The sequence below is a fragment of the Enorma massiliensis phI genome, from assembly GCF_000311845.1.
Classification (GTDB): Bacteria; Actinomycetota; Coriobacteriia; order Coriobacteriales; family Coriobacteriaceae; genus Enorma; species Enorma massiliensis.
The window spans coordinates 955,421-968,525 of record NZ_HE978574.1 but is presented as its reverse complement, the minus strand read 5'-3'; the positions used below and the strand labels follow the sequence as shown (position 1 = coordinate 968,525).

Annotated in this window: 11 protein-coding genes, 2 tRNA genes and 1 pseudogene; 4 read left to right on the top strand and 10 right to left on the bottom strand. The window is 54.3% G+C overall.

Annotated elements, in window-relative coordinates; genetic code table 11:
* Positions 1–31: 31 nt before the first annotated feature.
* The 6 genes from wecB to HGEM_RS03995 form a co-directional block, all read right to left on the bottom strand.
* Positions 32–1,138: a non-hydrolyzing UDP-N-acetylglucosamine 2-epimerase gene (gene wecB, locus HGEM_RS04015; protein WP_081580798.1), complete on the bottom strand. Its 1,107-nt coding sequence runs from the start codon at positions 1,136–1,138 to the stop codon at positions 32–34.
* A 9-nt stretch (positions 1,139–1,147) separates the two neighbouring features.
* Complete coding sequence (locus tag HGEM_RS09950) at positions 1,148–1,933, bottom strand: glycosyltransferase family 32 protein (RefSeq protein ID WP_081580797.1); 786 nt, start codon at positions 1,931–1,933, stop codon at positions 1,148–1,150.
* Between the two features lie 11 nt (positions 1,934–1,944).
* Positions 1,945–2,250: a DUF2304 domain-containing protein gene (locus HGEM_RS04010; RefSeq protein ID WP_035100665.1), complete on the bottom strand. Its 306-nt coding sequence runs from the start codon at positions 2,248–2,250 to the stop codon at positions 1,945–1,947.
* 28 nt (positions 2,251–2,278) lie between these two features.
* Positions 2,279–2,959: a glycosyltransferase family 2 protein gene (locus HGEM_RS04005; protein WP_019128121.1), complete on the bottom strand. Its 681-nt coding sequence runs from the start codon at positions 2,957–2,959 to the stop codon at positions 2,279–2,281.
* A gap of 481 nt (positions 2,960–3,440) precedes the next feature.
* Positions 3,441–4,451 carry a dTDP-glucose 4,6-dehydratase gene (rfbB, locus tag HGEM_RS04000; protein WP_019128120.1) on the bottom strand — a complete coding sequence of 337 codons (1,011 nt, stop codon included), beginning with the start codon at positions 4,449–4,451 and terminating at the stop codon, positions 3,441–3,443.
* A 206-nt stretch (positions 4,452–4,657) separates the two neighbouring features.
* Positions 4,658–6,157: a hypothetical protein gene (locus HGEM_RS03995; protein WP_019128119.1), complete on the bottom strand. Its 1,500-nt coding sequence runs from the start codon at positions 6,155–6,157 to the stop codon at positions 4,658–4,660.
* A 130-nt stretch (positions 6,158–6,287) separates the two neighbouring features.
* Between HGEM_RS03995 and HGEM_RS03990 the strand changes: the two genes are divergently transcribed.
* Entirely contained in the window at positions 6,288–6,854 is a 567-nt protein-coding gene (locus HGEM_RS03990) for a hypothetical protein (RefSeq protein ID WP_154646801.1), read from the top strand.
* A gap of 126 nt (positions 6,855–6,980) precedes the next feature.
* On the opposite strand, the gene HGEM_RS03985 is transcribed toward HGEM_RS03990, so the two are convergent.
* Both HGEM_RS03985 and HGEM_RS10660 read right to left on the bottom strand, forming a co-directional pair.
* Positions 6,981–7,955: a hypothetical protein gene (locus tag HGEM_RS03985; protein ID WP_230197216.1), complete on the bottom strand. Its 975-nt coding sequence runs from the start codon at positions 7,953–7,955 to the stop codon at positions 6,981–6,983.
* A 102-nt stretch (positions 7,956–8,057) separates the two neighbouring features.
* Positions 8,058–8,210: pseudogene (locus tag HGEM_RS10660) on the bottom strand (DUF4236 domain-containing protein); the annotation flags it as partial.
* A gap of 98 nt (positions 8,211–8,308) precedes the next feature.
* Between HGEM_RS10660 and HGEM_RS03980 the strand changes: the two are divergent.
* The 3 genes from HGEM_RS03980 (at position 8,309) to HGEM_RS03970 (ending at position 9,821) form a co-directional block, all read left to right on the top strand.
* Positions 8,309–9,517, top strand: coding sequence for a DUF4190 domain-containing protein (locus HGEM_RS03980; RefSeq protein WP_019128116.1), 1,209 nt, complete (start codon positions 8,309–8,311; stop codon positions 9,515–9,517).
* 149 nt (positions 9,518–9,666) lie between these two features.
* Positions 9,667–9,740: transfer RNA gene (locus HGEM_RS03975), tRNA-Gln, on the top strand.
* 4 nt (positions 9,741–9,744) lie between these two features.
* Positions 9,745–9,821 (top strand) — tRNA-Glu (locus tag HGEM_RS03970).
* A gap of 354 nt (positions 9,822–10,175) precedes the next feature.
* Here the strand turns inward: HGEM_RS03970 and HGEM_RS03965 are convergent.
* Together HGEM_RS03965 and HGEM_RS03960 are read right to left on the bottom strand one after the other, a co-directional pair.
* Positions 10,176–12,047: a hypothetical protein gene (locus HGEM_RS03965; protein ID WP_035100657.1), complete on the bottom strand. Its 1,872-nt coding sequence runs from the start codon at positions 12,045–12,047 to the stop codon at positions 10,176–10,178.
* Positions 12,048–12,417: 370 nt separating this feature from the next.
* Positions 12,418–12,846 (bottom strand): RrF2 family transcriptional regulator, encoded by a 429-nt coding sequence (locus HGEM_RS03960; RefSeq protein ID WP_019128114.1) that lies wholly within the window; start codon positions 12,844–12,846, stop codon positions 12,418–12,420.
* Positions 12,847–13,105: the final 259 nt, after the last annotated feature.

The window sequence follows — 13,105 nt, the reverse complement described above, 5'->3', positions numbered from 1 at the left end:
AGGGCCCGCAATTACACGTGTTAACCAGCAATCACAAAGCGAGGTATCCCCTCAGCACGTCAGCAATGCGTTCGGAGGCGTGACCATCGCCATAGGGATTAGAAGCCGAACTCATCGCTTCATACATAGCCTCGTTATCAAGCAAGTCCGTAAATGCCCGATAGATCGATTCCTCACTCGTTCCAGCAAGCTTAAGCGTTCCAGCGTCAATCCCTTCGGGGCGTTCAGTAGTATCTCTCATCACAAGTACAGGCTTTCCGAGTCCAGGAGCCTCCTCCTGGATACCGCCGCTATCAGTGAGTACAGAGTGGCAACGGGCTAGAAAATTATGAAACGCAAATACATCCAACGGATCAATAAGGCGAATGCGGTCACAGCCTTCGAACATCTCAGAGGCTACATCTCGTACCGCCGGATTCAGATGAACAGGAAAAACGGCTTTAACATCATCATGTTCGTCGAGCACGCGACGAATCGCGCGAAACATATTATGCATTGGCGCACCAAGGTTTTCCCGGCGATGAGCAGTAAGAAGAATTAACCTTGAGCCAGAGGCCCAGTCAAGAATGGGATGGTAGTAATCAGTTTTCACGGTAGTGCGTAGCGCATCAATGCCTGTATTCCCCGTGACAAATACGCGGGAGCTATCTTTGCCCTCGCTGCAAAGGTTCTTACGAGAAACTTCCGTTGGAGCAAAATAGAGGTCGGACAAGCTGTCAACAGCCTGGCGATTGAATTCCTCCGGCCATGGAGAATGAGTATCGTACGTCCGCAAGCCAGCCTCAACATGACCAACGGGAATATGGAGGTAAAAGGCAGCCAAAGCCGCAGCAAACGACGTAGAGGTGTCTCCGTGCACGAGCACTATATCCGGCCGTACATCCTCGAAAACCGCCTTGCAACGCACCATTACATCAGATGTAATGTCGAACAAAGTCTGGCCAGGCTTCATTATCTCGAGATTAAAGTCAGGAACCACTTGGAATACATCAAGGACCTGTTTGAGCATTTCTCTATGCTGACCAGTGTCACATACTAAAACCTCGAACTCGGGATGAGCCTTAAGCTCATTCACGAGTGGACACATTTTTATGCCTTCTGGCCGTGTACCAAAGACAAGAAGAACTCGTTTTGTCATAGATTACCCCTACTGTCCAATACTCATTTTCAACATCTTAATGAAGGGGGCGAAGTCGCCGGTCTTGCATCCATGAACAAGCCTAATCCAAGCCCCAGCCAAGCGAGGAGGGCAACTAGGATGTCTAAGAAGAAAAACTTGACGCCGTTCGATTAATTCATGCTCTATGGAGTCGAGCCATGATCCATTGAAATGATGAATTGCATGGGTGTTCTTCGTAAGATTAATCTCTCCCGTATCATGGCTTTTTGGACAGAACCAGTCATTCGGATACAAAGCAAGGCCGCAAGGTTCTTGAAACTTATTATTTAATACCAGACCGTGCTTGAGACAGGTGTTTGTGATGGCAACGACATTTGTTGTGGTATCAAAAGATCCATCAGGCTTGATGAACTTACGATCGTCATAATCATGAAGTAACTCGCAGAAAAGTGGAAACCCCTTCTCACATGCCATTAACCCGGTCGGAATAGAAGTGTTCGACTCGAAGCCAGAAAAAGCTCGATGAATAAGGAACTCATCGAGTGGAGCTGTGAGCTCAACATCGGTATCCATATATATACCGCCGTGGTTTACCAGGACCCAAAGACGAACATAATCACTTACAAAAGCCCATTTCTTAGACTCAAATGCCTCTCGAACATAATCATTAACCGTCACGTCAAAGTTCGCTTCGTCCCAACGCATGATCGTATAATCAGGACAAAACTTCTTCCAAGTTTCAATATAACCTTGAGCACTCTTGGGAAGCTCTTTTCCACCAAACCATATGTAGTGAATAGTTTTAGGAATCACGACATAGCCCCCTACTCTTTCTCCCTGAGCGCAATTTCCTGAATCAATGAATTCACTTTTGTACGCAGGCGGGCGAGTCTTGCGTTAAGAGTAAAAATGCGCATTGTAAGCGCAGCGATTACTAGCAAGAACACGCAATTAGACGGAGACTCGAATCCAAGCAGCTCGGAGAGCGCGTAAACCCATTGTGGGAACAGAGCCATCACGGCAAGCAGCACTACAGCAACGAGCCAAAACAGAGAGTCTGTTACTTCAAATTCCGCCTTTTTTAGCTTCAAAACAACGAATGCAAGTACCAGCACGGCACCGACGAGCAAAAAATACGAAGAGCAGCAGTCATCTCAATCACCTAAACCATTGTACAAATAGGATAGACACACAAGTACGGAGCATATACTCAATGGAGCGAGCAAAGTTCAAATAGCTTTCACCGGCTCGTCGCTCACGCATTTCAACCTGCACTTCCACAACCTTGGCACCATGATGCATAAGGTAAGCAATCGAATCTGGCTCGGGGCCGAAATCGTTTTTCGATGCAAAAGCCTCAATCATCTTGCGGTTGAACAGCCGCATTCCCGAGGTGGGATCGGTTAGCACCTTCCCCGTGGTTAGTCGCACCATGCCGCAAATCAGACGCGAGCCAATCATTCGCGGCGAATGGGACTTCTTCTCGGATACAAATCGAGAGCCTATCACGATATCCGCATCGCACTCGACCATAGCTTTAACCATAGAGCCAATAAACTCGGGGCGATGCTGGCCGTCGGCATCAAATTGAATGGCAGTATCGTATCCGTGCCGAAAAGCGTATTTCATCCCTGCCTGAAAACCACCGGTTAAACCAATATTACAAGGAAGGTCAAGCATACTGTAACCGCGCTCCACACATATCGCGCGTGTTCTATCGCTCGACCCATCATTTACGATTAGGTAATCAAAGTCAGGTGCCTCGCGCAGAAGCTCTTCAATAGTGGAAATAATCGATTCTTGTTCGTTATATGCTGGCACAATGACAAGCGTCTTCATAAGTCTTGAGACCCCCTGTGAAATAATCAAACGGTTTTATGGTAACTCATGAACTCTATGCAGTTCTCACCGAGCTACCCGACCCATCAATGTACACAGTCTACAGATATCGACATTCTGTCATATAGATAAAAACTGATAGCTGGATGCAGCAGTGCCCGCTTGAGCGCGTCCGCTTGAAAATCCAATACGCATACAGAATATGAGTTAACTAGACCGATACATAAGTCATGGCTTCGCGGCTCCGATTAATTGCCTCACATCTTCTGCCAGCGAGTAAAGCGTACCAGGTCGATATACAATCTCAGAATCGCAGCAAGCGCGCTATGCGCCATATACCTTCGAATCGGCCGACTGATTCAAGGTAGATTGTTCTAATAGATTGTGTATATCACAGCGCTTGTACACCATGCCGATTCCGCCAATAAGTTTGCGGACTTTGCCATCTCGTCCGTGCCCTAATGCAGGCGGGAAGTTTTCCCTACTGGCCCTGGGCGGCGTACCTCGCCTCGGTCGCCGCCTTTGCGGGGCGCCACCAGGCCTCGTTCTCACGGTACCACCGGATGGTCTCGGCGAGGCCCTCGGCGAAGTCCGTGTGGGCCGGCTCCCAGCCCAGCTCGCGGCGGAGCTTGGCTGAGTCGATCGCGTAGCGGCGGTCGTGGCCGGGGCGGTCGCGCACCCAGTCGAAGTCGTCCTCGTCACGGCCGAACGCCTTAAGGATCTCGCGAAGGACGGTGATGTTGTTCTTCTCGCCGTCGGCGCCGATCAGGTAGGTCTCGCCGGCGCGGCCGCGGGTCAGGACGGCCCAGACGGCCGAGGAGTGGTCGTCGGTGTGGATCCAGTCGCGCACGTTCAGGCCGTCGCCGTAGAGCTTCGGGCGCACGCCGCCGATCAGGTTGGTGATCTGGCGCGGGATGAACTTCTCCACGTGCTGGTAGGGGCCGTAGTTGTTGGAGCAGTTGGAGATCGTGGCGCGGACCCCGAAGGTGCGGTGCCAGGCGCGGACCAGGAGGTCCGAGGACGCCTTCGTGGAGCTGTAGGGGCTGCTGGGACGGTAGGGCGTCTCCTCGGTGAAGCGGGCCGGGTCGTCGAGCGCCAGGTCCCCGTAGACCTCGTCGGTCGAGATGTGGTGGTAGCGGACGCCGTGCTTGCGCGCCGCCTCGAGGAGCGCGTAGGTGCCCTCGACGTTGGTGCGCAGGAAGGGCTCGGGGTCCGCGATGGAGTTGTCGTTGTGGCTCTCCGCCGCGTAGTGCACGATCGCGTCGTGCCCGGGGACGATGCGGTCGAGAAGCTCGCGGTCGCAGACGTCGCCCACCACGAGCTCGGCTCGGTCCTCGGGCAGCCCCGCGATGTTCTCCGGGTTGCCGGCGTAGGTGAGCTTGTCGAGCACGGTCACGTGCACGCCGGGGTGCTCGCGCACCACGTAATGGACGAAGTTCGACCCGATGAAGCCGCAGCCGCCGGTGACGATGATGTTGGTGGGCTCGAACAATGCCGTACCTTTCTCGTAGCTTCGTGCTTTTCTATACCAGCTGAATGAAGCAGCATTGTATGCACGCGCCGACTTCTTTATTTAGATACGCCCTTCAGTTTAGGCTTTCGCACCATACGACGCCCTTCATCCAGGCAAAGCATTCCCAACCAGCCGCTTATGGCCCCACTTCTCATCGATTTACCGTGACTAAGCGCCACGTACCGTTATTTCGATTTTGGCTTTTCAAATGCATACCACTCGTTAGGATCTAAATCCAATCCGCTAAACAAACGACCGTTGTATGTAATTTTGCAGAACACCCCGTCGACGACCTGGATTGAATCAATTGTAATGGAATTCGTCTTTCTCAGGTAATCAACGATATTGCTCATATCTGTGCTTAACTTGCTATGCCAACCCAACGACCAAAGCACTCCCTGCCCAGGCTCCAGCTCATGATACCCGTAGAAATTAAGTTTTCCAGAAGCTATCGTTAAGACGGAATCAGGGTTTGCCTTGGCCAAGTCCTCAAATAGCCCAGAGGCTACGGTTATCCTGGAGGGGATCATCTGGTTGTTCTCTCTTTTGACAAAATCAAGGACCTCGGCAAACAGCTTGTTACAGTTCAATGCCTTTGACCCTCGATATTGCCCATAAATCAAAGAAAAGCGACGCCTTATCATCCTTTCCAACTCTTCCGCATTAATCGAATACCAGTTTTGGGTGAACCAGATTGAGCCTGCACTCGAATCATCAGTACCGCTCATTGAGACAGAGCGAATAAAAACCCGCCAGCACTTCTCAAGCCTAGGCAGGGAAACTCGTACACTCTGCTCATCCGTATAGTATGGCTTCGAAGCATCTTTATCGCTTGCTGCCTTGCACTGCATGATGCCAGTGGTTTTGCATATACCGAGATAGGACAGCACGTTCTCTATTTTGCGAATCGTCCTAGGCCTATTCGTATCCTCAATGTACATGACAGCGAGAACTATTGACTTAAATAGATAATCCGACTCAAATAGTTTTTCATACCCACAATCATGTATTATCTGCTTGTAGCTCCTAAGATAGCCGTAAAGCCTCTTTTCGAGTCTCTCCGTCAAGGCAACAGAGGCATCTTCTCCGAATTCGCTCGAACCGATGATTAAGGATGTAATCCAATAGACAACCATGAAACCGATAGCAATTAGAATCTGAAAACCAACGTTCGTCTCATCAAAAACAGAAAATCCTTCTTGGGGAATACGACTTATTACCGCCACATCAAATATTATGCAAAGGCAAATCGATGCCACCGCCTCGAATGCGAACCCTTTCGGCGAAAGAAAAAGCCTCTTTACCAGCTTCGCGACAAACATGAAAACCCAGTAGAATGCCACAGAAAGCCAGCGCCAGTCCACTGCACATAATCTGTGACATGAAAGATATAGCAGACACGCAAGACCTAAATGTATCGCCTCGCAAACGACCACCGGGGCAAATATCCTGTATAGCACGTTTGCCATCGCGGCACTTCTAGAGACATTACTGTAGGGTTCGATGTAGTAACGATCAATTGCATAAGGCCCTATCTTACGAACTGCCCAGAATGCGAACATTGCAATGAATGCGTTTACGATAAAAATATCTGGCCCGATTTCGTTAAGTGGTAATTCCGCAGCAAATAGATACTGGATTTCCTTTTGAACCGGAAGAGGCAGACCATCCATATTCAAACTCACAGAAAACCTCCGGCACTAGCTTGAACGATAACGTCTAGCAAAATTATATGTTTTTCCCGGCATGCCCGAAGGCGTCATCGCAATCGGAGCGATCCGGTGCCTTTGGGCTCTCTTCTGGGGCAAGATTCCCTTGGCATCGATAAACGAGACCAAATGGCCTGGCATCCTCGCCATTGTTCTATATATCGTGAGCGTCCAAACCAAGAACATAATCTGGCTCCCCTTAAGCATTCAGCCGGCGCTCTGCGCGGTGCTGTTTATGCTTGCAGGGCAGAAAGCGCAGGAAGTAGGCCTGTTCGATAAAGGGGCACTGCCTCCTGCGCTGTGGGTCTGCACGCTCATGACGTGGCTGTACTGCGGCGCGTTTTATGGGCAGCTGTATATGGTGAGCAACACGTACCAGCACGGCGCGATCGACGTCATCGGCGGGATATGCGGCGCCGCGGTTTTGATCAAGCTGAGCGGGCTCACTTCCGAGCGGCTGCCCGCCGCCACGCGCCTCCTCGCCTGGATCGGAAGGAACGCGCTTCCGTTATTCCGCATACACCTCGTCGTGCTCAATGCTGCCCCGTGGAGCGTTCTTTTTACTTGGTGCGACGCGCATTCGATTGCGGTCTGGCCGATCATGCTGGCGGCTCATGTCGTGGGCTCGAGCGTATTGACGGGGGTGCTGTATGTACTGCCGAGGGGGGGGTGAGGAGGTGGTTCTTTGCGAGGGCGAAGGGCAAATCTTGATGAACCATGCAACTTCCGCTTAATCTCGCAAAAGACCCATCGTGGGAGTCGGCCCATCGACCACGTTCAAAAAGAATAACTCGATCGACTAGAACACCCCAATCGGCTGAATCGCCTTGAAAATCTTTGTCTTGGTCATGTTGCACTGGCCGTCAACACTCAAGCAAAGATCCTCGGGGTCGGTGCCCTCCACGATTGCACTGCAAAGCGAATCTCGCAGGAACCTGCCCGAGTAGATATACTCGTCCGCTTCTTCTCCCGCTTTATTCTCCCGGACAGCATGCGCCGAAATAATAATCTGTTCAATAGCGGGGCTGACGTCGAACACCTTGGCGGCAAAATAGGCAACAAGGCTAAACATGTAGCAGGCGTATTCTTCACGCATGCGTTTCTGCGTCTTCGGCTTTGTCTTTGTTGTTCCGCTTTTCAGCGAGACAAGCTCTTCAGACGGAAACAACCCAGTGGGTGGAAGCTGCACGTCGATGAGCACTGCATTGGCAGAGCAACGCACCTTGCAAGATATATGTTTCCTTAAGGGTATATTTGATTCGGTCAGAATGCGCTCGATTTCACCTGATAGAAGTTCCGTCTTTCCTTCTAGCCGAGCCACGAGAATATCTCGCTTTTCCGTATAGACCTTCTCATATGCTTCGTTTTGAAACCGCTCTTGCTTCGCCTCGCCTTCTTCAAAGGCCCTGCGCTGCGATTCCCATTCGTCGTATTTCTGCTGATACTTCTCGACGATATGCTCTTTTACATACGCGTCCTTCATCCGATACGATTTCCAAAACGCAAGCGTATGGATATGCTCATCCGCCTCGCGGGATAGCTCTTCCTCTAGGTCAACGAGCCGCGGCGCGGGAACATGATAAACCGCCTTCGTGTATCGCTCGGGTTTCAAAGCCTGCAATTGCTTTTCCAATGCCTCACTGCTTGAGGGGGTAGGTGCAGACCGCCAAATCTCAAGCATCTGAGCAGAAGGATCAAATGGTTGACGCTCTCCTTTGCTCGGCTGGACATCCATTTGAGTGTTTCCGTATAAACGAACTTGTTGTCTGGACACAGAAACCTCCTGCTTAGCAATGGTCGAATTTGCCGGTTGCCGTGTTTTCGCCTTTCGCTGCGCCGGTGCACCACCCGAGATTTTGTCCCTACGATACAGCCCAGTCCCCGGAATCGAAAGGTTTCGGTAAACGCCCCTTTTCCCTATATTGACCGATGCCCCACGCGAGCCAATAGTCGTGCTCACGCCAGACTTTGAAACATTCAGTCGAATCCCTGACGCGACCTTGATCGTTCTCCTGAATCGCCAACCCATCTGATACCCCACATGCAACAATCTGCTTGGTTTTGAACTAGTATAGTATTTGGGCCTTTACGACCGCATTAGAACATCGGAGATACTGGTGGGGCAGCATGAAAGAAGTTAAGAACGAGCAGGGCGGGCAACCTGATGCGCAGCCAGAGGGCATGATTCCCGAAGAAAGGCTAAAGGATGCCTCATACCACTACCCGAAGGGAAAGGGTTTTCTTGCTCCCCTGATTCTCGCCATCGCCGCGCTCGTCCTCGGGCTCTGTGGGCAAACCCTGCCGATTATCGGTGCCATAATCGGCGTGCTCGCGCTTGCGATGCAGCGCTTCTCGGGCGTACCCAGCAACCAGCAGAAAGCTCCCAAAGTAGCAACTACTCTTGCCGCTGGCGGAATAATCCTTTCCCTAGCACTATCTTTCTATCACCCGCAACCGGGAGCAATTACCCTAACCATTGACGCGCCCGAATGGAAAGACTCCTACGGTGAGATAACCGTCTTCGTCTCAGGCGAAACAACGCGTGGAGAAAACGTCAACGACACCCTTGAGGTGGAACCAAATACCCCGCTCACGCTATCCGACTATGAGACGGGCACATACACGTTTACCGTTGATGCCGACGACCTCGAATTCGAAGAGATGCTCTTTGAACCGGAAGAAGATAGCTTCGAGTGTCAGCTTGGACTTGAATGCGACTCCGAGATAGAGATTCCTCTTGAATACATCCCCTTGGATGGCGAACTTACCTTCTCACTGGGCAATGCGATTGTCCCAACCGAAACGACTACGGCAACGATTACCGTCAGCGGTACTACCGACGAAGGCAATCCTTTTACCGACTCCTTCGAGATGGCTTTTGGGGAGACGCGCGTTCTGAGCAACTATCCGCGTGGCAGCTATGTCTTCTCAATAAGCCCCTCCTCATTCACAATCGGGGATACGGTCTATTCGATTTCCGCACGGCGCGGTACGTTTTCCAAACGTGATGATGTTTCCGTCCAGCTCTCCGCATCCGTAGACACGCAAGCAACTCAAGAGCTCGCTGAACAGCGTGCTGCAGAGAAAGCAGCTGCAGAAGCCCAAGCCGCAGCAGAAGAAGCTGCACGGCAGCAAGAAGCCGCTCGACAAGAAGCGCAGAGACAACAGAATTCGAGCTCAGAGCCAACGGGACAGACTGTCTATATAACTGATACGGGCTCTAAATACCATAGGTATGGATGCCGGTATCTGAGGCAGTCGTGTCATTCCATCTCTCTGTCCAGCGCAAAGAGCAGAGGATACACCGCTTGCAAGGTATGCGATCCCCCGCAGTAACATCCGATACGGCGAGGCACCGGCCGTAGCCCCGCAATTCTCACACACGCAAGAGGTCCATATTTCAAACAAATGCAAAAATCCTCTTGCGCGTGGGAACAAGCTGCCGTAATATATTTGGTCGCACGCGGGTTGCCGCGTGATGCCACTGGGATGTCGTCTAATGGCAGGACAGCGGATTCTGGTTCCGTCAATGGGGGTTCGACTCCCTCCATCCCAGCCATAATGGCCCGTTCGTCTAGCGGTTTAGGACGCCGCCCTCTCAAGGCGGAGATCACCAGTTCGAATCTGGTACGGGCTACCAACGAATGCAAGGCCCCAACTTCGGTTGGGGCTTTTTCGTATGCCCCGCCTCCTGCAAGCTCAATCGCCTTTCACCACGCCCGCGCACAGCCCGGCAGGCTCAACCGCCGCCCCGTTGGCCAGAACGCAACCATCCGCGCCGTCACGACGAAATGCGCTGCACGAGCACTATCGTCCATTCGCTTAGCGGGTGGGTTTTGGCGCGACACGTTGCGCGCGGCGCACAGGCTAAAGCCCTGCTTACGCAAAAGCGGGTACGCGCGAAACTCGCACGCACCCGCTCAACCCTCTTGCAAGCGTCCGCTATCCCCTGGCTCAGATAGCCATAGCAGCAAGCAACCGGAGCTCGATCGCGCTACTCGGCGTCGTCGTCCTTGCGCCGCTTCAAGCCAAGCTTACCGGCAGCGATGAACGTGGCTCCGAACGTCGCCGCGCTCGCTCCCGCAAAGCCAGCGAACATAACGAGGTCCGAAGTCTGCGGCATGCGGCCGCCCGCATCCTCAGCAGCCCCATCGGTAGCCTCATCGGAGCTCTTCTTCGCATCCGGGCCCGCGTCCCTTGCATCACCGGAAGCATTCTCGTCCCCGTTGGAAGACGTCGTCGAAGGCCCCTTCTTCGAAGCGGCCCCATCGTCCTGCTTCGCCGTATCCGTTGTTGCACCGTTCGCACTCGACTCGTCTTGGCCGGTGCCGTCGGACGATGCACCTTCCTTCGTATCCTCATCCGATCCAGTATCGTCGGATGAAGCGTCACCCGCCGCACCGTCGCTCTTATCTGCGGAATCGTCGGCATCAGCCCCATTGGACGCGCCGTTCGAAGCGCCGCCTGAGATACCGTTGTTAGAAGCATCGTTGGAACCGGAGCCGCCCGCAACCGAATCATCTGCGGCCCCGTTCGTGGAACTGCCCCCATTCGAAGCGCCGTTGTTCGCCGACCCGCTGTTCGAAGAGCTGCCGCCGCTTCCGCCCGCGGAATCGCCGCCAGCAGTAGCTCCATTGCTCGGCGCATCGTCTGCAGAGCCCGAGCCGGAACCAGCCGAATCACCGGCAGACCCAGCGCCATTCGAACCGGAGCCGGATGCCCCGTTATTCGAGCCGCCAGCCGTGCCGTTATTCGAACCGGATCCCGTGCTATCCCCGGCGCCCTCGTCCGAACCGGAATCCGAACCAGAGCCCGCGCCGGCATCGCCCGCCGAGCCGCCCGCATCTCCCGCAGAATCGCCGGCCGCTCCATTGGTCGCATCGTCGGTCGAACCTGCCGCGCCGCCCGCCGCCTCGTCTTCCGCTTCATGCAGCGAGATAAATGCCAGGCAGTCGTTCAGCTCGTTCTTGTAACGGTCCTTCCAGCCCTTGTAATACTGGGTCTGCGAGCTGTACTTCTCGATGTTGTCGGTCATCTGCGCGGAAAGCGCCGCCACGAACTCGCGATCGGTCATGTCGTTCGAGAGGTTCGCGCCACGCAGCACCTTCTTCACGCCGCGGGTGCCCCACATATTGGACAGACCCCACACCATGCCCTTCACGCAGTCCGCGCGGCCAGACATGTCGATCCCCAGCTCGCTCTTCAGCCAGCGCTCGGTCGGCACATAGTAGCTATTGTATGCATACGCATCCTGGAAGGCAGAGAACTCCGCCGGGTCGGCGTCGTATGCGGCATACCAGGCACTCTGCACGAGCTGGCCGAGCTCGGTCAACGTCTTGCTGCCGCTATCGTACATAGACGAGGCGCTTTTGACCTCGCTCCCCCGGTCGATCACGGCCTTGAGCATCGAGTACTTCGTGGGGTTGGCGTTGTACACCTGGGTGAGGAACGGGATGAGCGAGTAACGGCGGTCGAACTGGTAGTAGCCGAGCGCGTTGTAGCCATCGCCATAGCTGAAGCCCTGGCGATAGTTGCTGTGGCTCTCGTACTTGGTAAAGTACTTCATTTCGCTCGAGACAGAGACCGAAGAGAGGCTCGAGCTGCTCGCCGAGCGCGCGGAACGCGCCGAGACGGCAGGGGCGCTCTCGTAGAAATCGGCCTTATCGTAGTCCGCCGGTGCGGGAAGCTGCTCCTCCGTATCGTCTGCGGCGGAGTCGGCACTGCCGGCCGCGGCGGAACCGGTTGCAGCGGCATCCGCGTCTGCGGAAGCGCTCGGTTCGGCAAATGCGGCGGTGGTTGCCTGCACGGCGCCGAAGGTCAACGTGAGCGCAAGGCCCGATGCTATAGCGATGTGGCGAGGCTTCATGAAGCTCTCCAATCTGCGGCTCCGAGGAGCTGGTGCGGTTAAGGTTTCATTCGCAGCACGCGAGAGGTTCCCAGTATGCCAAGGGCCCAAAATGCGGGTCAAGGCATTCACACGAAGCTTAAGGAAGTCAATTAAGGTTGAAGTAGAGCTTGAAAGTGTCGGGCCCCCTATTTTGGAGGCGCCGTTGCGGCAAACTCAGCCAGCGCGCACAGGAACCGTGAGGCCCGGACGAAAGGCCCCCAGGATACTCTGAAATGAGACAGTTGTACCCGGCACAAGTGTCTCTGTTCCCTGAAATGAGACAGTTTCACCCGGCACAAGTGTCTCTTGAAGCACGACCGGCGCCAATCGGCACGCGAGCGAGAGCCGCCTAATCGATGCTCAGATCGATCTCGGGCACGCGCGCAAGGTCCGCAAGGGTTACTCCGTCCACATACGCCTCGATCGCCTCGTCGAGCCCGGTCCAGAATTTGACTGTGGAGCAGAGATCGGCTCGATGGCACGCCCCCTCGAGCCCTTCGCAGGCGACGGGGGCCGTGGTGCCCTCGGCGGCGCGCAGGATGTCGCCGGCGCGAATCTCGTCCGCCGGGCGCGCGAGCGCATAGCCGCCGCCCTTGCCGCGCACGCTCGTGAGGAGCCCCGCATGCATGAGCGGGCGCACGAGCTGCTCTAGGTACTTCAGCGAGATGTCCTCGCGATCGGCCACCTCGCGCAGGGCGATCTTGCCCTCGGCATCACCGAACGCCGCGATGTAGATCATGAGGCGGAGAGCGTACCGCCCCTTGGAAGAAATGAGCATGCCGCCTCCTTCGAAACAATGAGACAAACGTGCCGGGGCAAATTGTCTCACCCCGCCATCCCGTGACACCGGAAGACCCGAAGCCGGGGGCTCACCCAGACCTCGCACCCCGCTCAACCCGCGTGAAACATAATCACCCGGTGTTTTTGTTTCACCGGCCCTGAGCTCCGAAATCCTAGTGGATTAGTGGGAATTAACCTTGACTTCGAGCGCAATCATTTTATCGTTAATCCGAGATAATTCCTAGGATTAACATCCG